At 50.2% G+C, this 19710-nt stretch carries 21 protein-coding genes; 15 read left to right on the top strand and 6 right to left on the bottom strand.

Annotated elements, in window-relative coordinates; translation table 11 throughout:
- The first annotated feature begins 6 nt into the window (after positions 1-6).
- The 5 genes from rfbA to DFER_RS14330 are packed head-to-tail and all read left to right on the top strand — an operon-like array spanning position 7 to position 5059.
- Positions 7-873 (top strand): glucose-1-phosphate thymidylyltransferase RfbA, encoded by an 867-nt coding sequence (gene rfbA / locus DFER_RS14310; RefSeq protein WP_015812361.1) that lies wholly within the window; start codon positions 7-9, stop codon positions 871-873.
- Between the two features lie 38 nt (positions 874-911).
- On the top strand, positions 912-1553 hold the full coding sequence (locus tag DFER_RS14315; protein ID WP_015812362.1) for an O-methyltransferase: 642 nt from the start codon (positions 912-914) through the stop codon (positions 1551-1553).
- Positions 1554-1581: 28 nt separating this feature from the next.
- Complete coding sequence (locus DFER_RS14320; RefSeq protein ID WP_015812363.1) at positions 1582-4131, top strand: LysM peptidoglycan-binding domain-containing protein; 2550 nt, start codon at positions 1582-1584, stop codon at positions 4129-4131.
- A 12-nt stretch (positions 4132-4143) separates the two neighbouring features.
- Positions 4144-4743 carry a DUF3109 family protein gene (locus DFER_RS14325; protein WP_015812364.1) on the top strand — a complete coding sequence of 200 codons (600 nt, stop codon included), beginning with the start codon at positions 4144-4146 and terminating at the stop codon, positions 4741-4743.
- A complete protein-coding gene (locus tag DFER_RS14330) occupies positions 4727-5059 on the top strand; it encodes an MGMT family protein (RefSeq protein WP_015812365.1) in 333 nt (110 codons plus the stop codon). The genes DFER_RS14325 and DFER_RS14330 overlap by 17 nt, the downstream gene beginning before the upstream one ends.
- A gap of 54 nt (positions 5060-5113) precedes the next feature.
- On the opposite strand, the gene DFER_RS14335 is transcribed toward DFER_RS14330, so the two are convergent.
- The 3 genes from DFER_RS14335 to DFER_RS14345 form a co-directional block, all read right to left on the bottom strand.
- The gene (locus tag DFER_RS14335; RefSeq protein ID WP_015812366.1) at positions 5114-5509 is read right to left on the bottom strand and encodes a hypothetical protein; all 396 of its coding nucleotides are present in this window, start codon (positions 5507-5509) and stop codon (positions 5114-5116) included.
- A 251-nt stretch (positions 5510-5760) separates the two neighbouring features.
- Entirely contained in the window at positions 5761-6333 is a 573-nt protein-coding gene (locus DFER_RS14340) for a hypothetical protein (RefSeq protein ID WP_015812367.1), read from the bottom strand.
- Between the two features lie 186 nt (positions 6334-6519).
- Positions 6520-7986 carry a sodium:solute symporter gene (locus tag DFER_RS14345; RefSeq protein ID WP_015812368.1) on the bottom strand — a complete coding sequence of 489 codons (1467 nt, stop codon included), beginning with the start codon at positions 7984-7986 and terminating at the stop codon, positions 6520-6522.
- Positions 7987-8091: 105 nt separating this feature from the next.
- On the opposite strand from DFER_RS14345, the gene DFER_RS14350 reads away from it, so the two are divergent.
- From DFER_RS14350 to DFER_RS14360, 3 genes are read left to right on the top strand one after another with little or no spacing between them, the layout of a single operon-like run.
- Complete coding sequence (locus DFER_RS14350) at positions 8092-8367, top strand: ATP-dependent Clp protease adaptor ClpS (RefSeq protein ID WP_015812369.1); 276 nt, start codon at positions 8092-8094, stop codon at positions 8365-8367.
- A gap of 45 nt (positions 8368-8412) precedes the next feature.
- A complete protein-coding gene (gene recR, locus DFER_RS14355; RefSeq protein ID WP_015812370.1) occupies positions 8413-9027 on the top strand; it encodes a recombination mediator RecR in 615 nt (204 codons plus the stop codon).
- A 23-nt stretch (positions 9028-9050) separates the two neighbouring features.
- The gene (locus DFER_RS14360; protein WP_015812371.1) at positions 9051-9773 is read left to right on the top strand and encodes a superoxide dismutase; all 723 of its coding nucleotides are present in this window, start codon (positions 9051-9053) and stop codon (positions 9771-9773) included.
- Positions 9774-9864: 91 nt separating this feature from the next.
- On the opposite strand, the gene DFER_RS14365 is transcribed toward DFER_RS14360, so the two are convergent.
- Positions 9865-11208 carry a tetratricopeptide repeat protein gene (locus DFER_RS14365; protein WP_041736452.1) on the bottom strand — a complete coding sequence of 448 codons (1344 nt, stop codon included), beginning with the start codon at positions 11206-11208 and terminating at the stop codon, positions 9865-9867.
- Between the two features lie 140 nt (positions 11209-11348).
- Here DFER_RS14365 and DFER_RS14370 point away from each other — a divergent pair, with 140 nt between their 5' ends.
- The gene (locus DFER_RS14370) at positions 11349-11882 is read left to right on the top strand and encodes a TlpA family protein disulfide reductase (RefSeq protein WP_015812373.1); all 534 of its coding nucleotides are present in this window, start codon (positions 11349-11351) and stop codon (positions 11880-11882) included.
- Between the two features lie 56 nt (positions 11883-11938).
- On the opposite strand, the gene azu is transcribed toward DFER_RS14370, so the two are convergent.
- On the bottom strand, positions 11939-12436 hold the full coding sequence (azu, locus tag DFER_RS14375; protein WP_015812374.1) for an azurin: 498 nt from the start codon (positions 12434-12436) through the stop codon (positions 11939-11941).
- Positions 12437-12532: 96 nt separating this feature from the next.
- Positions 12533-13135 carry a DUF6962 family protein gene (locus tag DFER_RS14380; RefSeq protein ID WP_015812375.1) on the bottom strand — a complete coding sequence of 201 codons (603 nt, stop codon included), beginning with the start codon at positions 13133-13135 and terminating at the stop codon, positions 12533-12535.
- A gap of 103 nt (positions 13136-13238) precedes the next feature.
- Here DFER_RS14380 and sucD point away from each other — a divergent pair, with 103 nt between their 5' ends.
- From sucD to porL, 6 genes are all read left to right on the top strand, one after another.
- Positions 13239-14117, top strand: coding sequence for a succinate--CoA ligase subunit alpha (gene sucD, locus DFER_RS14385; RefSeq protein ID WP_015812376.1), 879 nt, complete (start codon positions 13239-13241; stop codon positions 14115-14117).
- 55 nt (positions 14118-14172) lie between these two features.
- Positions 14173-15354 carry a DUF4271 domain-containing protein gene (locus DFER_RS14390; protein ID WP_015812377.1) on the top strand — a complete coding sequence of 394 codons (1182 nt, stop codon included), beginning with the start codon at positions 14173-14175 and terminating at the stop codon, positions 15352-15354.
- A gap of 41 nt (positions 15355-15395) precedes the next feature.
- Positions 15396-16178 carry a uroporphyrinogen-III synthase gene (locus DFER_RS14395; protein ID WP_015812378.1) on the top strand — a complete coding sequence of 261 codons (783 nt, stop codon included), beginning with the start codon at positions 15396-15398 and terminating at the stop codon, positions 16176-16178.
- A gap of 138 nt (positions 16179-16316) precedes the next feature.
- The gene (locus DFER_RS14400) at positions 16317-17291 is read left to right on the top strand and encodes a PorP/SprF family type IX secretion system membrane protein (protein WP_187293385.1); all 975 of its coding nucleotides are present in this window, start codon (positions 16317-16319) and stop codon (positions 17289-17291) included.
- Between the two features lie 355 nt (positions 17292-17646).
- Positions 17647-18717, top strand: coding sequence for a T9SS ring complex lipoprotein PorK/GldK (gene porK, locus DFER_RS14405; protein ID WP_015812380.1), 1071 nt, complete (start codon positions 17647-17649; stop codon positions 18715-18717).
- 118 nt (positions 18718-18835) lie between these two features.
- Positions 18836-19651 (top strand): type IX secretion system motor protein PorL/GldL, encoded by an 816-nt coding sequence (porL, locus tag DFER_RS14410; RefSeq protein WP_041735120.1) that lies wholly within the window; start codon positions 18836-18838, stop codon positions 19649-19651.
- Positions 19652-19710: the final 59 nt, after the last annotated feature.

Below are 19710 nucleotides of genomic sequence, written 5' to 3' on the forward strand. Positions count from 1 at the left end.
CTACATATGAAAGGCATTATTCTGGCCGGCGGTTCCGGTACGAGGTTACACCCGCTCACCCTCGCGGTGAGCAAGCAGCTCATGCCGGTTTACGACAAGCCGATGATTTATTACCCGCTCTCGATCCTGATGCTGGCGGGTATCCGTGAGATCCTGATCATTTCGACGCCGCACGACCTGCCGCATTTTGAAAAGCTGCTCGGCGACGGAAGCCGCCTCGGCTGCCAGTTCAGCTACGCGGTGCAACCCAGCCCGGACGGTCTGGCGCAGGCATTCATTATCGGCGAAGAATTTATCGGCAACGACAAGGTTGCGCTCATCCTGGGCGACAATATTTTCTACGGATCGGGCCTTTCGACATTGCTTCAATCGAACAACGACCCGGAAGGCGGCGTGATCTTCGCCTACCAGGTACACGATCCGGAGCGTTACGGCGTTGTAGAATTTGATAAATCCAACAATGTGATCTCCATCGAAGAGAAACCCGCTACACCGAAGTCCAACTACGCAGTGCCAGGTTTGTATTTCTATGACAACGATGTGGTCGAGATCGCCAAAACCATTCCGCCATCGCCACGCGGCGAGCTCGAAATCACGGACGTGAACAGGGTTTACCTCGAACGCGGCAAGCTGAAAGTGGGCGTCCTCAACCGCGGCACGGCATGGCTCGATACGGGCACATTCCAGTCGCTTATGCAGGCCGGGCAGTTTGTTCAGGTAATCGAAGAGCGCCAGGGTTTAAAAGTGGGCTGCATTGAGGAGATCGCGTACCGCATGGGCTTTATTAATGCAGAACAATTGCGGGAAATCGCCCGGCCATTGCTGAAAAGTGGCTACGGGACTTATCTGGAACGCATTGTAGCCAATGCCTGACAGGCATCGGCACGGGAATAGCACATTATCATATTCGAATGAAGTTTTTGGTAGAGGAAATCGAAGAATATTCCGCGGCCCACACGGAAGCTGAGAATGCATTGCTGAAATCCCTCAACAGGGAAACCCACGCCAACGTTCTCAGCCCCCGTATGCTCTCCGGGCATTTGCAGGGGCGGTTCCTTTCAATGATTTCCAGGATGATCCGGCCCGACCGTATCCTGGAAATCGGCACTTACACGGGCTATTCGGGCATTTGCCTCTGCGAAGGCCTCAACCCAGGCGGAAAGCTCGTCACCATCGACGTCAACGAAGAACTGGAAACCTTCACCAGGAGCTATTTCGACCAAACCCCTTTTAAAGAGCACATCGACTACCGGATAGGCAATGCACTGGATATTATTCCAGGGTTGACGGATACGTTCGACATCGTTTTTATTGATGCTGATAAAATCAATTATTCTTCTTATTTTAACCTCTGTCTCGACAAAGTGCGTACGGGCGGTTTCCTGATCGCCGATAATGTGCTGTGGAGCGGCAAAGTCGTTCAGCAGTTGAAAAAGATTGATAAAGACACGCAGGCCTTGCTGGATTTCAACCGGATGGTCCACGAAGATCCCCGGGTTTCCAATATCCTGCTGCCAATCCGCGACGGGTTGATGATTCTTCAGAAATTATAGTACTCAATAGTCAGGCATCTTACTTTTTATGGCCAGAACTCCCATTAACAACATCATCTCTTTTGTTATCGCCCTGCTGCTGACCAGCAATGCAGTTTTTGCACAGGCCCCCGAAATCCCTTCCAGCGTCTCCTTCGGAGGCATTACCGTCAAATTCGACCGTGGTGCGCAGGATATTATCGAGGAAGACGTCAAAAGTCTGATGTCGAATAAAAAATTCTGGGAAGAAAAAATGGACCGCGCCATCATGCACTTCCCGATCGTGGAAGGCATTCTGATGGACGAAGAAGTGCCCATCGACTTTAAATACCTGGCGGTACAGGAAAGCTCCTTCCGCCCCGATGTCGTTTCGAGCTCCAATGCCGTGGGCTACTGGCAGTTCAAGCCCGAAACCGCGCGCGAACTGAACCTGCGTGTCGATAATGACATCGATGAAAGAAAAAATATCAGCTCATCCACGCACGCGGCTGCCTGGTATTTGAAAAAGAACAACCAGCAGTTCAACAACTGGGTAACGACCTTGTATTCTTATTATCAGGGTGCAGGCGGTGTTAAAAAAGTAGTTCCTGCGAGCTGGGCCTATGCACGCGAGGTAACGCTTACGAGCAAAACCGACCGCTATATGCTCCGGTTTTTTGCCCACAAGATTGCATTGGAAGCCGGTATCGAGCGCTACAAATCGCCGAATGCTTTTGTGTTGATGGAATCCGATTACGGTAAAGGCCAGTCGCTGGACGACATTGCCCGCTCGCTGGGTGTGCCTGCCGCCGAATTGAAAAACCACAACAGATGGCTCAACGACGATAAAATCCCGAACGACCGCGAATACCTTGTGACATTGCCGGTGCCGGTGGATCAGGTGGCGTCCGTGCGCGAAAAACTGTCGCTTCCACCACGCCAGACCGCCGTTGCGTCCGTTTACGAGGACACGGGATATCCTGTTTTGAAAAAATCGGCCGTTCAGCTGGACGAGCCTAATTCACCTACACTTTACGAGATCAATGGATTGCCGGGTATCGAAGCCCGCGCAGGCGATCAGCCCCGAACGCTGGCCAAAGCCGCAGGCATCCGCACGCCGCGTTTCATGCGCTACAACGACCTGCTGGCTGACATGCCGCTCGTTCCCGGACAAGTATATTACCTCTCGCGCAAGCGTAAAAAAGCCGACGTTCCTTCGCACGTGGCACGCCCCGGAGATACGTGGCTGAGCGTTTCGCAGCAATATGGTATCCGGTTGGTGAACCTGTTGAAATTCAACCGCACCACCAGCCGCAACTATCCTATCCAGACCGGCCAGGTGCTTTTCCTGAACAAAAAGCGCCCGCGCAAACAACCGATCGAGATCATTGCCCCGCCGCAGCCGACCTCGCCTGCTAAAAAGGACTCGGTAATCGCGGTGGTGCCGCAAAAGGCGCCGGTATCGGCTACCACATCCCCTGCCGCCTCCAACAACAACATCCCCGCCAATGCATCGGGACGTAAGAAATACACACCGGTTTTGGTAGAAAAATCAGAAAACAGCCCGGCGAAAGAGCCCGAGACCGTCGCGTCGTCACCGTCCGGCGCGTCGACTTCCGGCGGAACCTCGTCTAGTGCAGCGGTTGCCGGTGCAACGGTTGCCGGCGTGGCATCCGCGGCTGGCAATGCCGCCGGCAGCGCAGCAGGCTTGTACAAACCTTCGGGCAAAACTTCGCCTAATGCCCCTGCTCCTAATGACGACCGCGTGGTCATTATTACACAGGACGATACCAACAGCACATTCAAATCGGCGGAGGAAGAAAGGCCCGTTGCCAAGCCCGGTTCACCGGCTAAGGTAATTACGCCAAACGATACGCGCACTACGGCGTCGTCCGGCTCGGTGTACTCACGCATGCGTGCGGAACGCGACGCCGAAGCAGCGAAGGAAGCGCCCGCTAAAAAGGAAAGCGAGCCCGCAAATTGGAGCAATGCAGAAGAAAAAGCAGTAACCACTTCATCCACGGCACCTGCCTACCACACGGTGCAGTCGGGCGACACGTATTTCGGCATTGCAAGCAAATACAACCTCTCCCTGCGCGAATTGCTGACGCTCAACAACCGCACCGCGCAGAGCCGGCTGGTATCCGGCCAGCGATTGATCGTTTCGAAAGCGGGCGAAGCACCGGCAGCACCGGCCAAAGTGGCTGTGGAGCGCCCGGCACCAGCCTCGACATTCAAAACGCCTGAAGAGATCAAGGAAGAAACGCGCCTTTCGGCAACGCCCGGCAGCGAATTCCATACCGTACAGAGCGGACAAACGTATTACAGCATTTCGAAGGCTTACGGAATCAGCATCAAAGAACTGCTCGAACTGAACAATCTGACCGACTCCGATCGCTTGAAATCGGGCCAGAAACTGCGCGTGAAGAAAGGTGAGGGCGGTGAAGCAGCTTCCGCAAGCCAGCCTTCCGGCACGCAAACGCACACCGTGGCGCCCGGCGAAACGCTCTTCCGCATTGCCCAGACATACCATACCAATGTGGAGGACATCAAGAAATTAAACAATATGTCCGGAAATAGTGTTATGGTGGGACAAAAACTCAAAATACCTCAGCAATAGGCTGTTCCCATTATGATTCTCATTGAAAATACGTGCATTAGCGACGACATCGAAGACCAGGAGTTTGTCTGTAATCTGGACAAATGCAAAGGCGCATGTTGTGTGGAAGGAGATTCCGGCGCCCCGCTGGACGAGGACGAGCTCGCTATTCTCGATGAAATATACCCCCAGGTAGAGCCCTACCTCACCGAAGCCGGCAAAAAAGTGATCGCCGCCGAAGGTACCTGGACCAAAGACTGGGACGGCGACTACGTAACGCCAATCATCAACGGCCGCGAATGCGCCTACGCCATTTACGATCAGAAAGGCATTCTCAAATGCGCTATTGAAGAAGCTTACAACAATGGCAAGATCAGCTATAAAAAGCCGATTTCGTGCCATCTGTATCCCATTAGAGTTACCAAATACGAGCAATACCACGCGCTCAACTACGACCGCTGGGAAATTTGCAGCCCGGCTTGCAGCCTCGGCCAGCAATTGAAAGTTCCTGTTTATAAATTCCTGAAAGACCCGCTGATCCGTGCCTACGGCGAAGACTGGTACCGCCAGCTTTCAGACGAAATCGACGAAAGGCAGCAATCACGCGCGAACGGGCATGAAAAAGGGGAATGACTTTTTCAACGACGTTTATGACGTTGTAAGGCAAATCCCCGTCGGTCGCGCTACTTCTTATGGCGCCATTGCTGCTTACCTCGGGCAAAAGCGCGGCGCGCGACAGGTAGGCTGGGCCATGGGCAGCAGCTATCAGGAACACGACATTCCCGCCCATCGTGTGGTGAACAAAGCCGGCGAGCTAAGCGCCAGCCAGCTTTTCGAAACGCCCACCACCATGCAGGAGAGGCTCGAAAGCGAAGGCGTGAAGGTGGATAACAATCGGATCATGGACTGGGATAAGGTTTTTTGGGACCCGGAAAAAGAGCTCATTTGACATAAAAAATCCCGGCCTTCTTTCGAGGACCGGGATTTTTTATATACTCGGCAATCATTGCAGGGAGATCATTTTGGAGCTGCTGCTCTCGATATTTACCTCTTTCACCTTCTTGTCTTTCTTGTGCGAAAGCTCGAAATAGTATGTCCCGTCGCCCATTTCGTCGAGGTTGAAAATCCGGCGGTATTTCGTGTCGCGCTCATTGTACACCTCTGAATAATAGATTCTTCCGGCTTTGTCTTTCAGGACTACGCGGAGTCTTTCATTTTGACTTTTATCAACCGACAAGCGTACTTTATTGGTGTCGCTGATTTTGTACAGCGCTGCGTCGAAAGTGACGGCGGCCGTCTCTTTCTCTTCTTTGTTTTTCTTTTTGTCTGCCGCGAAAGATGTGAACGACAGTGTGAACGCGAAGGCGCTGGTCAGGATGGAAGCAATTGAAATTTTCATGGCTAATAAGTATTTAAAGTTTGGCTCTGTACAATCGCACAGTTGACTTTAAATAAAAAAAGGATGTGCCAATTTTGGTTTCTATGAACCAAAACACGGCACATCCGCACTTAATAACACTGATAATGAGTAGCTTACAATTACTTTCAAAAACTTTTCCTGCATTTACGTCCGGTTAGTAATCTGTTCAGAACCGAACATTTGTGCCTGAAACCGAACGCATTAAAACGGCACAGGAAGTTGCACGGGGTTTAAATTTTTCCTCTGCTTTCATTGGCGATTTTCTGGATCATCGGAAGCCTGCTGGCGGGGATCGGATGCCTGTAATCCCAGAATGCCGAAACGCACACGATCTTCCATTCTCCATTGATCTTTTCGAGCAGCCTTACCTCTTTGCTGTGGTGAAAATTCTTTTCGGATTTATCACTATTGAACTGATCCCAGGTCAGGTAGGCCACGTCGTCGTCGTAAAACTTGAAGATCATATTTTTTCGCTCCACGATGGGGTGACTGGAAACCGGCTCGGGGTTGGCCTGGATGTACTTGCCCACCTGCTTGTTGATATCCGCCCAACCTACATTGGAATCGAAAGTGCCGTCATCATTGCTCCAAGCCTGAAAGGCATAGTCGGTTTGCGCATAATTCGACTTCCAGGCATTGAAATCCCGGGCGAAAAACGACTTCGTTTCATTTTCTATAACTGCTTTAATGGCTTGTTTTTCCTTGTCGAGGTTTGCCTGACGGGCGGCTTCCTCCTCCGCGGCTTTGTCTTTGCACGAAACACACAGGACAATGCCTAGTAAAATGACTGACAGTGTTTTCATACTGCAAAAGTTTAGTTTGTTAAATAATTAACCCACTCAATCTTTCAATGAAACATCCATCAGGTGGCATGACGGGCACGCCTGATTTATCAGAAAGTTAATATTATTTTGGATATATACAAGAAAAATACCCGAGATTGTGTAACCGGTCCCGGGGAAAATGAATCTTAATTTTTACACCGTCCGCTAAGCCTGCGCAACATAGCGCCGGCCGTTCCGATCGTGCAGCAGCCAAAGACCTATGAAAGTAATTAACCCATTGATAATGAGCCTTTCAAACCCAAACTTATACCCATTGAACCACTCGGCCGAATGGTCATTGATCACGTAAGTAATCACTGGCGCGAGAATACAAACAATGGGAACGAACCGGTCCTTGACAGGCCTTTTCAGGAATGCGCCGAATGCGAATAGCCCCAGCAGCGGCCCATAAGTATAACCCGCCAGATCGAACACCGCCGTAATCACTTCCTTATTATTCATCCTGTTGAATATCAGGATTACCAGGTAGAAGATCACGGAAAAGCCGACGTGCACCCAGAACTTGATCGAAGCGCGTTTTTCTTCCGGACGCTTTTCAATATTCATGAAATCAATGCAGAAAGCGGTCGTAAGGGCGGTAAGCGCCGAATCGGAGCTGGCGTAGGTTGCGGCGGTAATGCCGAGCAGGAACGTGATGCCCACTACCAGCCCGAGGTGGTTCAATGCCAGCATCGGGTAAAAATCGTCGGTTTTCGTCGGCGCAGGGATGCCTTGCGCCTCTGCATATACGTAGAGCAGCGCACCAAGCGACAGGAACAGGAAGTTCACGATCACCAGCACCACCACAAACCAGAACATGTTTTTCTGCGCTTCGCCGATGTTTTTGCAAGTCAGGTTTTTCTGCATCAGGTCCTGATCCAGTCCCGTCATGACAATGGCGATGAAAACGCCCGCAAAAAACTGTTTGAAGAAGTTTTTGGGATCATTCGTATCCCAGTAAAATATTTGTGAATAGTCGCTTTTTTGAACGGTCGTCCAGATTCCGCCCAGGCCGTCGATGTTGAGCTCTTTGGAAACGAGTATGATCGTGAGGACCACCGCGGTAATGAGGAAAAATGTTTGCAGGGTATCCGTAACGATGATCGTTTTTACGCCTCCTTTGAAGGTATAAATCCAGATCAGGAAAATTGTAATGGCCACGGCAACTTCAAACGGAATGCCCAGCGGCTTGAACAATGCGAGTTGCAAAACCTGCGCGGCGACGTACAACCGCACCGCCGAACCGATGGTGCGCGAAAGCAGGAAAAACCCTGAACCCGTTTTGTACGACCAGAAACCAAAGCGCTGTTCGAGGTAGGAATAGATGGAAATGAGGTTGAGCCGGTAATAAAGCGGCATCAGCACCGTACCGATTACCAGGTAACCGAGAATGTACCCGATCACCACCTGAAAATACGAAAACTGGATATTCACCACTGCACCCGGCACCGAAACGAACGTGACCCCCGACAGCGAGGTGCCTATCATCCCGAACGCCACCAGGTACCACGGCGATTGCCGGTTGGCGGTGAAAAATGTGTTGGTATCCGCTCCCCTGGCCGTATAAATGGACACTGTGATTAGCATTCCAAAATAAACCACCAGGATCAGAAGGGATATGTAAGGGTTCATTAAAGTGGTTTTTGGGGATTCAGGAGTGGATTAAAAGGCGCTTAAAAGCTTCGGATAGTCTCCGTTTTTAATTAGATTTGCTAATCAAACAGAAATTTGATTGTTATGCAAGCGCTCACAGATACAGAGCTGGAGATTCTGGAAGAAACCGTAGCTACCGACATTAAAAAGCTCGTGATCTACAATGACGACGTGAATACCTTCGATTGGGTGATCGACACGCTAGTAGAAGTTTGTGGCCACACCAGCGAGCAAGCCGAACAATGTACGATCATTATCCATTACAAAGGCAAATGCTCCGTGAAAGAAGGGTCTTTTGAGGAGCTGGCCGGGATGCGGAACGAAATTTGCCGGAGAGGCATTTCAGCGGAGGTGCACTAAGCTGCCCAGCCACCGCAAAGCATCATCAACACTCAGCATCTTCTCATGAACTATCCCTCACGTCTTATTGAGGAAGCCGTAGCCGAAATATCCCGTCTCCCGGGAATAGGCAAAAAAACCGCATTGCGCCTGGCACTGCATTTGCTGAAAAGGGATGAAGAGCAAACGCGCTCGCTGTCCGATGCACTGCTGAACATGCGCACCAAAACCACCTACTGTTCCCGCTGCCACAACATCGCCGACGATACGCTTTGCAACATTTGCAGCAATAACAAGCGCGACCAAGCCACCATTTGCGTGGTGGTAGACACGCGCGACGTCCTGGCGATCGAATCCACGAACCAGTACCGGGGCCTTTATCACGTGCTCGGAGGCATTATTTCGCCTTTGGAGGGCATCGGCCCGTCGGATCTGGAAATCGATTCGCTGATGTCGAGGATAGAAAAAAAGGAAGGCGACGAGGCCGTTCGGGAAGTGATACTAGCGCTCAGCCCCACAATGGAAGGCGACACCACCGCATTTTACCTTCAAAAAAGGCTCAAAGCCCTGGGCGTAAAAATAAGCACTATCGCGAGAGGTATTCCCATAGGCGGCGACCTCGAATATGCGGACGAGATCACACTTGGCCGCAGCATTGTAAGCCGGGTGGCTTATGATTAACACTAAACACCTAATGTACTATTATGAATAGAACAGACTTTTTGCGGACACTCGCCGGCAGCGCACTCACTGTTGGCACATTGGCTGAACAATCATTTGCAGGAGTAGCGCAAACATCCGGCAGCATACTCGCGGAAACCGCTCCATTCAAGCAAGCCCCGCTTCCCTACGACTTCGGCGCATTGGAACCGAGCATCGACAAACTGACGATGGAAATCCACTACGGCAAGCACCATACTGCATACATCAAAAATCTGAACGACGCTGTAAAAGGCACCGAATGGGAGAAAAAGTCCCTCGAAGATATCATCAAAGGAGTGAGCAAAGCACCCGCGGCCATCCGCAACAACGGCGGCGGCCATTGGAACCACACTTTCTTCTGGGAAGTAATGGGCCCCAAAAAAGCAGCAGCCCCCAGCGGCGCCGTAGCCGACGCGATCAACGGTCAGTTCGGTTCATTTGAGAAATTCAAAGAAGAATTCGGCAAGGCGGCGGCTACCCGCTTCGGTTCGGGCTGGGCATGGCTGGTGGCCAAAGGCGGAAAACTCGCAGTAGGCTCCACGCCCAACCAAGACAACCCGCTCATGGACGTTTCCGATTTCAAAGGCACGCCCATTCTCGGCATTGATGTTTGGGAGCATGCCTATTACCTGCACTACCAAAACAAACGCCCGGATTATGTAAAGGCATTCTGGGATGTGGTGAACTGGGATAAAGTGGCAGAAAATTTGAAAAAAGCTAAATAGGGAAGAAGGAGAAAAGGGAGGATGGAAGAAAGGGAGGATGGAATGCTCTTAAGGCAACCCTTCCTCCCTTTTCTCCCTCCTCCCGTCTCCCTTAATTACAATACGCACCGATCACTTTGTAGGCTTGCTGATATCCCAGCTCTCCGGCTTTGCTCAAATCAAGGCAGCCGTCGTTGATTTCTCCCAGGCTATTTTTCACGATCCCCCTCAAATAATAAGCTTCGGGATAATCGGAGCGGAGTTTGATGGAGCTGGTGAAGTCCAGCACGGCGCCCATTTGGTCCCCCGCTGCCGAACGGATCATGGCGCGGGAGAAGTAGGCATTGGAATAGGTTGGACTGAGCTCCACGGCGATGGTAAGGTCGGCCAGCGCACCTTTTAATTCCCCTACTTTCGACTTCGCGATTGCGCGTGCATAATACGCTTCCGCGCGCTCGTTCGTGAGTTTGTCGATTTTAATGTTCGTCTGCACCTGGTCGCGCAGCTCGTCGAGTTTCTCTTTGTTGATCTTGCCAATGTAAGCGTTCTTTTTTGGGTCGCCGGTATAGGCATTTTTCACTTCAATGGCTTTCGACAGGTCGGCGATGGCACCGCGCGGGTCGTTGAGCTTTCCTTTTGCGAAGCCGCGGCCGTAGTAGGCATTATAGTTTTCGGCGTCGAGCTGGATGGTTTTGTCGTAATCGAGGATCGCGCCCTGGAAATCTTCCAGTTTGGTTTTGGCCAGGCCCCTGTTATTGTAGTATTCGCTGTCGTTGGGACTGAGTTCGATGGCGCGGGTGAAATCGGCGGCGGCACCCTGGTAATCGCCCAGTTCCAGCTTTGCGAGGCCTCTGCCGGCATAGGCACCTGTGCGTTTGGGACTTAGCTCAATTACCCTGGTAAAATCGGCGAGGCTGCCGGCATATTCCTGCAAATCCTGTTTGCAATTGCCTCTTGCATACAATGCCGCCAGCTCGTCGGGGTTCAGCGACAATGCATGGTCGAGGTCCACGAGCGCATTGCGGTGATTTTTCAGTTTAGCATAGCTCACGCCGCGGTTATAATAGGCTTTGGGCTCTTCCGGGTTCAGCTCGATGGCCTTGGAATAATCGTCAATGGCCGAACGGTAATCGTCCTGCAAACTTTTGCTCACACCACGGCTTTGATAATAAAGCGCTTCTTTCGGATTCAGCTCGATGGCCCTGTCGTAATCGCCCATCGCGCCGCGGTAATCTTTGAGATTGGCCTTGGCAAGCCCGCGGTTGAAATAGCTGGGCGCGTGGTCGGGATTCATGGAAATCACCGTGGTATATGCCTGCATGGCCCCATTGAAATCGCCTGTACCGGCTTTGGTATTACCGTCTTCGAAATACTCGGCTGCAGAACGTTGTGCAAAGGCGGGGCAATAGAAAGCAAGTGCAAGGAGAAATGAAATGCCAGTAAATTGAAGTCTCATGAAAGTAAACCTTTTCCTCAAATCAATGTTTTTTAAATAGTGTATAAAAGTATTCAAATTCCGAGTCAGCATCAAAAAAAGAAAAGCCCTATTTTTGGAATGGCTCCTATCCACATCCATTCACCAGAACTACACCAGTTATGTCTTCAACCACCAAAAAAGTATCGCTCGTTCTCCTGCTGCTGATGGCGGGTGCGGCTGTTTATTTTGTATTTTTCAAATCCCCTGCCGTTCCTGAGCCCGTGCTGTCGGAAGCGCCAGCAGCGCCGGAATCGGTGTACCTGCCGCTCACCGACCTTACCGGCAAAGAGGTGGCTATGGATGAAAACAAAATCGCCTTTGTGAACGTGTGGGCTACCTGGTGCGGGCCGTGTAATATGGAGATGCCGAGCATTCAGACGCTTTATAACAAGTACAAAGACCATAGCAAGGTCGCATTCTACATCATTTCCGACGAAGACGCCGCAACTGTGAACCCCTTCGTCGCGCGCAAAGGCTACGATCTGCCTTTTTACCAGTACGCCGGCCCCTACCCTTCGGCACTCGACGGCAATGCGATCCCGCGCACCTACATTATCTATAAAGGCAAAATCCTCACCGAAGAAATAGGCGCGTCACAATGGGACCGACCGGAGGTGATCGAGCTGATCGAGAAGCAGTTGGCCGAAATATAGAAACAGAAAAGGCGCCACCGAACGGAGACGCCTTTTGTATAAAATATCAGTTTCGCTTATTCAACGATGAAGCTGCCTTTCATCAGGGCGTAGTGGCCCGGGAAGCTGCAAACGTAAGTATAAGTGCCCTTTGCAGGAGCTGTGAACTCGATCGTATCGCTTTCGCCACCGCCTACCAGTTTGGTATGCGCGATGATGCTGGCTTTCTCTGATGCAGGAATGTATTCTGTTTCACGGGCAGCAGCCGCTTTCGAGCCGAATGCAGCTACGTCTGTGCCTGGTTTCAGCAGTACCCAGTTGTGGCCCATAGCAGCTTTTGCAAGTTTACCTGAATGCGTCAGCGTCAGCTTCACTTTTTGTCCCGCCTTCACTTTGATCTCTTTCAGGTCGAACTGCATTGCGTCACTTCCTTTGATCACGATCGCCTTAGCTTGCTTCACATCGCTTGCAACCTCTTTCGCAGGAGATGTTTCAGCCGAAACAGGGTTCAATGTAACTGCTCCGAAAGCCAGAACTGAGGCCAGAAGCATTACGCCATACTTGGTCGTTTTCATATTATGAGTATTAGTAAACTTGTTTGGTTAAGATTTAACTGGTGCAATTTACGACGCGCGTTCTGAAAAATATAATCCATTAACATTTGTTTGAACTTAAAAGAGGATCTTGTACTGGTCCCGCACCGCGCGGCCCACGCAAATCACGGATAACACCATCATATAGTGATTGATATCCACCGGGTCCATCGGCAGCGGCAGCTTGCCCGACTTGGTCGAAAGCGCCAGCAGCATCATCGAAAAAAGCGTCCATAATGCGCTCTTCTGGCGGTTGGCAAGGCCCACGCAGGAGATGAGCAATGTTACCAGAATACAAAATGCCTTAATGATCAGCCCCACATATTCCACCCGGAACCAGGTAATGCAATAGAGCAGCAATGCCCCCAGCCCCACGGTCGAGAAGAACAGGAACCTGCCGCTGTCGTAGCGCATGATCAGACACCAGGAGGCGGTTACCAGGCACATTGCACCGAGCGTCATCTCCCCAGCCATCACCACCTCCTTCACCAGCCCTAGCCCTTCCACACCGGCATAAAACAGGAAATCGGTGAATGCAGCCAGCGCAATGCTGCCGAAGAAAATCCCCCAGAGCCAGCGGATCAAAACCGGCTGCTGCCTGAAATACCGGAGGAAGACAAATAAACTGGTGATCGTTAGAACGAGGTTAGAAAATATATGCGGATTCAGAAATATGTTCATAAACAGCCATCATGATGTCAAAAAAGCAATTTACAAATTATGCCTACATTTTGCTACTTCGTGGTTTTCGTCCTACTTTTACCGAAAAAACTGATTTACCAACATGAGCGTTTTAGTTAATAAAAACTCCAAGATTATAGTTCAGGGATTTACCGGTTCGGAGGGCTCTTTCCACGCCCAGCAAATGATTGAATACGGTACGAATGTCGTAGGTGGTGTTACGCCTGGCAAAGGTGGGCTTTCTCATTTGGAAAGACCTGTTTTTAATACAGTTGACCTTGCCGTACGCGCTACCGGTGCAGACGTTTCGATCATTTTTGTTCCACCGGCTTTCGCTGCCGACGCGATCATGGAAGCTGCTGATGCTGGTATCGGCGTGATCGTTTGTATCACCGAAGGTATTCCTACCAAGGATATGATGCAGGCAAAAGAATATATCAAAGGCAAAAACACGCGCCTGATCGGCCCCAACTGCCCTGGTATCATCACTGCGGAAGAATGTAAGGTAGGTATCATGCCGGGCTTTATCTTCAAAAAAGGAACGATCGGTCTGGTTTCGAAATCCGGAACGCTTACTTACGAAGCGGTAGATCAGCTTTCACGCGCCGGACTGGGCCAGACAACGGCCATCGGTATCGGCGGTGACCCTATCATCGGTACTACTACCAAAGAAGCCGTTGAGCTTTTGATGAATGACGACGAAACCGAGGCGATCGTGATGATCGGCGAGATCGGCGGAAGCATGGAAGCAGACGCTGCTGCATACATTAAATCTACCGGCAACAAAAAACCGGTTGTAGGCTTCATCGCCGGCCAAACTGCTCCGAAAGGACGTCGTATGGGCCACGCGGGTGCGATCATCGGCGGCGCCGACGATACTGCCGAAGCGAAAATCCGCATCATGAAGGAATCCGGCATTTTCGTGGCCGAATCACCTGCATTGATCGGTGAAACGATGCTGCTCGCACTGGGTAAGAAATAATCATTGCTAACTGACTTTGATCAAAGGGCTGGGGAAACCCAGCCTTTTTTGTACAATGAAGTCCATATTTTACGCTTTTTTTTGGGCTTTCGTCACGGCAATCGGCTTGTTGGGCACATCCGCGCACGGCGCGGCCAAAGTGAACCCGCCAAGCCAATTCTTTCCTGTTTATAACTACCAGGACGACTGGCTGATTTATAACGAAAACTACAAAAACTACGTCCCTTTTTCGCAAGGTATCAACGAAGGCACGCGGTTTGCGAGCCTCTATATTGATCTGGTCAAAAACAGGCGGTATTCGCTCCTGGTCCATTCCGAAGACGAAAGCTATCTTTTCCTGGAAGGTGCATTGCAAAGCCGCATTGAACCCGGCCAGTGGCGGGAGCTCAATCTCGACAGCCTTTACCGCGTTTACCGCAAAGACGAGCTACTGCTGACGCTTTACGGCAGTCCGGGCATTGGCGACAAAACCGTCATCATTTGCAACAAGAAAAAGCTAACCGATTCGGAAACCATCGCCCCGGCGCGTTCGGGTTTCATCAACATCAAGCCGATTCCCTTCACGCCGTTTGGCACATTTGCGGGCATCGCATTGATCATCATCCTGATCCTGAATGCCTGGATTTTCAACCTGAATCCGCTGTCGTTTATCCGTTTGATAAATCCTATCGAATTTTTCAACAACGACCCGCGCGATCAGTTATCGAAGATCAACAAGCCTTACAGCAACACCGTAATCTTCTTCGTCGTGATCAGTTCGATGATGATGAGCTTTACGGTCATTTACCTGTCGATCAACAGGCTTAACCTGTTCTCCGTCAGCACCATACTATCCGAAAAAACCAATACGCTGCAAATTCTCGGCGATTTCTGCATTCTCACGCTGATCTTCTTCCTGCTGATCTACGCAAAGTACGTTTTCATGGTCCTGGCGGGGAATATGCTCAATCTGGACAAGCAGGTCGACATTGTTTTTATCAAAATCGTGCAGTCGTCGTACCTCTTTTACGCGCTTATTTTTCTGGTCATTTTCGGGTTGTATTCCAATCATATCAACTGGCTGGAAGCAAGCAGGCCTTACGTATTGTTACCGTTCCTGTTTTTCTATTTGGCCCGGTTTGTGGGTCTGTATGTTGTAGCCAAGCCGGCCGGCTCGTTGATTAATCTCTATTTATTTTCTTACCTTTGTGTCATCGAAATAATCCCACTCATCGTGAGTATGAAGTTTGCTTTGTAATCAGGAAAGGTGATCTGGGAATAAACTAATGAGGATTATACATGAGTGATACCATCAATTTTGATCAGGACAGGCTTAAAAAAGTAACCAGCCTTTTAGTAAGTCAATCCCGACCAGCAGACGAGAATTCACCTTATTACGAATTAGCCAGAAAGTATAATATCAAGGTTGATTTCCGCCCATTTATCCAGGTCGACGGAGTTTCCTATAAAGACTTTCGGAAGCAAAAAGTTAACATCCTGGACCACACGGCCGTTATTTTCACCAGCCGGAACGCGATCGACCATTTTTTCCGCATTTGTAACGAAGGCCGTGTAGAGGTTCCTGCAACGATGAAGTATTTCTGTATTTCGGAACAAACCGCCAACTACCTTCAGAAATACATCGTGATCCGCAAGAGAAAGATCTTTACAGGCACGAAAACTGCCGCGGAGCTGATTGAGCTGATGCGCAAGCACAAAAAGGAGAAGTTTTTGTACCCTTGCTCCGATGTTAGAAAGAACGACATCCCCGAGTTTGCTGATACCGAAGAATTCCACTTCACGGAAGCGACTATGTATCAGACGGTTTCGTCGGACCTATCGGATCTGGAAGATGTGTATTATGATATCATCGCGTTTTTCAGCCCGTCGGGAATCAAGTCACTTTTTGATAACTTCCCCGATTTCAAACAGAACAATACCCGCATTGCGGCGTTCGGTCCTACTACTGCCAAGGCGGTGGAGGATGCAGGGTTAAAGCTGGACATTCAGGCGCCGCTGCCCAACGCCCCTTCGATGACAGGCGCACTCGACCTGTACATCCGCAAGGCAAACAACGTATAAACAGCCCTGGAAAGGCAAGAAAAGCCCCGGAAAAAATCCGGGGCTTTTTCATGTTTATATCAATTTTTTTGAGCAATATGCGTTATCAATCTAAATCCGAAAGCATATCAGCGTGATCCTTAAATCTACTCCTGCGGCATGACTTTGACCTTTACCACTCGAAGTACCAGACATATCCGGCTCTTTGCATTAATGCTATTCATGCCGCTCTGCGCCATTGCCCAGAAGGACGCGCAGTTCAGCTTATTCTCGCTCAACCAGCTTTATCTGAACCCAGCCGCAGCCGGCTCCGACGGTTTCACGAAATTCCAGCTCACGCACCGGACGCAATATGCAGGTTACCAGGGCACTAATGTCGACGAGGGCGGTGCGCTTTCCACTCAAATGTTTTCGTTCAGCATGCCTATCAAGAACTTCGGTATCGGGTTCTATGCGTTGAATGATAAAAGCGGCCCGAGAACTGACCAGGATTTTAAACTTTCGGCTGCCTATCACATTCCGCTGGGCGGCGGCAAACTGGGCGTAGGTGTGAGCGCGGGACTGTTCCGCCAGGCCATCGACTACGGCAAACTCCGCGCCCGCGACCCGGACGATCCTTTGATCCAAACCGGTACAATTGCTGAAATCAATCCGGATTTTTCCGTCGGCGCACGTTATGAAAACGAGACATTCTACGCAGGCCTCTCGCTGAACCACTTTTTGAAACCCAAATACCAGCTCGGCTCCGAAACAGGCACCAACCCACTTCCGCGGACGCTGTATTTCAATGCGGGTGTAAACCTCGAACTGGGCTACCTGCTGGACATTCAGCCGATTGTACTCGTAAAATCGGATATCAGCACGGTGTCGGTCGAAGGTGGTGCAACTGTAACTTACAACAAACGCTACTGGATCGGGGGGACCTACCGGCAGCAGGATACCTACTTCATCATCATGGGCGGCATTTATCTGCTCGCCGATCAGTCGCTGCGGCTCTCGGGGGCATACGACATGGTTGTGGGCGGCAACAAAGCCAAATCGCCTTCTTCCTTCGAAGTAATGCTTTCATATGCGCTGCCTTCGCCGAAATTGGGCAAAAAGGCGCCTATCCGCACGCCAAGGTTCCGTTTTTAAACACGTGTAACCAAACGTTTGAGATATATTAATATTTTATCATCAAATTATTAAAAATCCAAGAATTGGATGTCAAATCGACGCTTTTTCCGGACCTCTTGGTAACTCGTGTGAATCAGTTTGCGAAACTTTGATTTATATTTGTAAAATGTTCGGCTTCCATACCAATTGCATTATTCTTACGTTAAGTCGATAAACACCTGATTTAGTAACTGATCCGTGACGATTTCCCCAGCGAAATCAACCGGTACTTATTCTGGCAGGCGTTCACATTTTGTTTTATTTCAAGTATACTAGATATCATTCGTTGACGTTTTTAGGCTAGCATTTTATTATCAAAATTTACAAAACCACTATGAATGTGAAAGTGTTCTATCGGGATGGAGTCAAAAGCCTGCTTCTGGTAGCCGCAATAATGCTCTTGCAAAGCTGCGGTTTTCTCAAAAGCAAGTTTGGCAAGGGAGGAAAAGAAGAAAGCGGTATTCAAAACGGTGAAATCACTGCTACTGCCCGTAAGGGATTTAAGCAGACCACTCCGGCAGGGATGGTTGTGATCCCCTCAGGTTCTTTTGTGATGGGCCAGGCTGACGAAGACATCGCTTCCTCCATGAACAACATGAACCGCCGCGTGACGATCAGCTCATTCTTCATGGATGATACTGAGATCACCAACAACGAATATCGTCAGTTCGTGAACGCGCTGCTGGTTGACTCCGTATCCGTACTCGGTGAGGAAGAAATCATGGCCAAGTACTATCCCGATACTACCGTTTGGAAAAAAGACTTTGCTTATTCCAATGGCGATCCATTCGTAGAATACTATTATCAGCACCCTGGCTTTGATACCTACCCTGTGGTGGGCGTGAGCTGGGTAGCCGCTACCTACTTCTCAAAATGGCGCACGAACCTGCTCCACGACTTCCAGAACAAAGAAGGTCAGTTCAACTCAACAGGGTTCCGTCTGCCGACAGAAGCTGAATGGGAATGGGCTGCAAGAGGCGGACGTGCCGTTGCGAAATATCCCTGGGGTAACCCTTACACCATGAATGCAAAGGGCTGCTTCCTGGCGAACTTCAAACCGCAGCGCGGTAATTACGATGCCGATGGCTATCCTTACACAGGCCCGGCAAACGCCTACAATCCTAACGACTTCGGCTTGTACAACATGGCCGGAAACGTAGCAGAATGGACTTCCGACGCTTATACCGATAATGCAACGGCGATCGTGTGGGATATGAACCCGCAATACAACGACCCGAACGAACCACGCAAAGTAGTAAAAGGCGGATCGTGGAAAGATATCGCTTACTACCTGCAAACCGGTACCCGGACCTACGAATTCGAAACAGAAACCCGCGCATTCATCGGCTTCCGTTGCGTGATGGATAACGTCAACGACCGCGGAGGAGCTCGTGCCCGTCGTTAATCAAGACTTTCACTTAAAAAGAAGCAGCGTCTATACACTGCTTCTTTTTTACGATCTGCCCGAATCAATCTAACACTTTACTTACTATAATTTTTCACTGTAACCGATTTCAATTCACATGGCTAAGAGTAGCGGACCTAATTTTTTTTGGGATAAACTAGTACCAACAATATACAGTGCGGGTGCTGCCGTCGTAATTTTAGGAGCTCTATTTAAAATCCAGCACTGGGAAGGAGGCGGCCCGATGCTTACAGCAGGTTTGGGAACCGAGGTTCTCATCTTCTTGCTCTATGCATTGCAAACACTCACGCAATCTGTTGACAAGGAACCAGACTGGACTCGCGTTTACCCTGAGCTTGCAGACGATTATTCAGGCCCTGCAATTTCAAGAAACGCCGCTCCAAGCAGCAATATCACTGCCAAGCTCGATAACATGCTCGACAACGCGAAGTTGTCTCCCGACGTCTTTGACAGCCTGGGCAAAGGTTTCAGAAACCTGTCTGAAACTGTGGGCAAAATCACCGACCTTACCGACGCGACCGTTGCTACCAACGATTACGCAAGAAACGTAAAAACTGCTTCAACCGCGATCAGCGACATGAACAAGTCTTACGGCGTAGCGATCAACGCGATGACTTCGATGGCCGATGCTACCAAAGATGCACAGTCGTACCGCGACCAGTTCCAGCAGATCACCAAAAACATGGGTGCATTGAATGCAGTGTACGAACTGGAATTGCAGGACACTACCAAACACCTGAAAGCCATGAACGCTTTCTACGGCAACCTTACCGCCGCGATGGAAAACATGGCCGATGCCACGAAGGAATCACAAGTATTCAAGAGCGAAATGTCGAGATTGACCAACAATATCTCTTCATTGAACGGCATCTACGGAAACATGCTGACTGCCATGCGCGGCGGCAATGCGTAACAGCGCTCAGGCAATGACTCTGTAAATCTGTGGGACTGCCCGTCGGGGTTACAGAGTCG

Source organism: Dyadobacter fermentans DSM 18053, from assembly GCF_000023125.1.
Taxonomy (GTDB): Bacteria; Bacteroidota; Bacteroidia; order Cytophagales; family Spirosomataceae; genus Dyadobacter; species Dyadobacter fermentans.

Bases quoted from the DNA above. Each gene is read 5' to 3' on its own strand.
- rfbA (WP_015812361.1), top strand. From the start codon at position 7: ATGAAAGGCATTATTCTGGCCGGCGGTTCCGGTACGAGGTTACACCCG.
- DFER_RS14395 (WP_015812378.1), top strand. From the start codon at position 15,396: ATGAGTGATACCATCAATTTTGATCAGGACAGGCTTAAAAAAGTAACC.
- porL (WP_041735120.1), top strand. From the start codon at position 18,836: ATGGCTAAGAGTAGCGGACCTAATTTTTTTTGGGATAAACTAGTACCA.
- DFER_RS14350 (WP_015812369.1), top strand. From the start codon at position 8,092: ATGCAAGCGCTCACAGATACAGAGCTGGAGATTCTGGAAGAAACCGTA.
- DFER_RS14390 (WP_015812377.1), top strand. From the start codon at position 14,173: ATGAAGTCCATATTTTACGCTTTTTTTTGGGCTTTCGTCACGGCAATC.
- DFER_RS14325 (WP_015812364.1), top strand. From the start codon at position 4,144: ATGATTCTCATTGAAAATACGTGCATTAGCGACGACATCGAAGACCAG.
- recR (WP_015812370.1), top strand. From the start codon at position 8,413: ATGAACTATCCCTCACGTCTTATTGAGGAAGCCGTAGCCGAAATATCC.
- DFER_RS14365 (WP_041736452.1), bottom strand. From the start codon at position 11,208: ATGAGACTTCAATTTACTGGCATTTCATTTCTCCTTGCACTTGCTTTC.
- porK (WP_015812380.1), top strand. From the start codon at position 17,647: ATGAATGTGAAAGTGTTCTATCGGGATGGAGTCAAAAGCCTGCTTCTG.
- DFER_RS14370 (WP_015812373.1), top strand. From the start codon at position 11,349: ATGTCTTCAACCACCAAAAAAGTATCGCTCGTTCTCCTGCTGCTGATG.
- DFER_RS14380 (WP_015812375.1), bottom strand. From the start codon at position 13,135: ATGAACATATTTCTGAATCCGCATATATTTTCTAACCTCGTTCTAACG.
- DFER_RS14320 (WP_015812363.1), top strand. From the start codon at position 1,582: ATGGCCAGAACTCCCATTAACAACATCATCTCTTTTGTTATCGCCCTG.
- DFER_RS14335 (WP_015812366.1), bottom strand. From the start codon at position 5,509: ATGAAAATTTCAATTGCTTCCATCCTGACCAGCGCCTTCGCGTTCACA.
- DFER_RS14360 (WP_015812371.1), top strand. From the start codon at position 9,051: ATGAATAGAACAGACTTTTTGCGGACACTCGCCGGCAGCGCACTCACT.
- DFER_RS14340 (WP_015812367.1), bottom strand. From the start codon at position 6,333: ATGAAAACACTGTCAGTCATTTTACTAGGCATTGTCCTGTGTGTTTCG.
- DFER_RS14345 (WP_015812368.1), bottom strand. From the start codon at position 7,986: ATGAACCCTTACATATCCCTTCTGATCCTGGTGGTTTATTTTGGAATG.
- DFER_RS14400 (WP_187293385.1), top strand. From the start codon at position 16,317: ATGACTTTGACCTTTACCACTCGAAGTACCAGACATATCCGGCTCTTT.
- azu (WP_015812374.1), bottom strand. From the start codon at position 12,436: ATGAAAACGACCAAGTATGGCGTAATGCTTCTGGCCTCAGTTCTGGCT.
- DFER_RS14315 (WP_015812362.1), top strand. From the start codon at position 912: ATGAAGTTTTTGGTAGAGGAAATCGAAGAATATTCCGCGGCCCACACG.
- sucD (WP_015812376.1), top strand. From the start codon at position 13,239: ATGAGCGTTTTAGTTAATAAAAACTCCAAGATTATAGTTCAGGGATTT.
- DFER_RS14330 (WP_015812365.1), top strand. From the start codon at position 4,727: ATGAAAAAGGGGAATGACTTTTTCAACGACGTTTATGACGTTGTAAGG.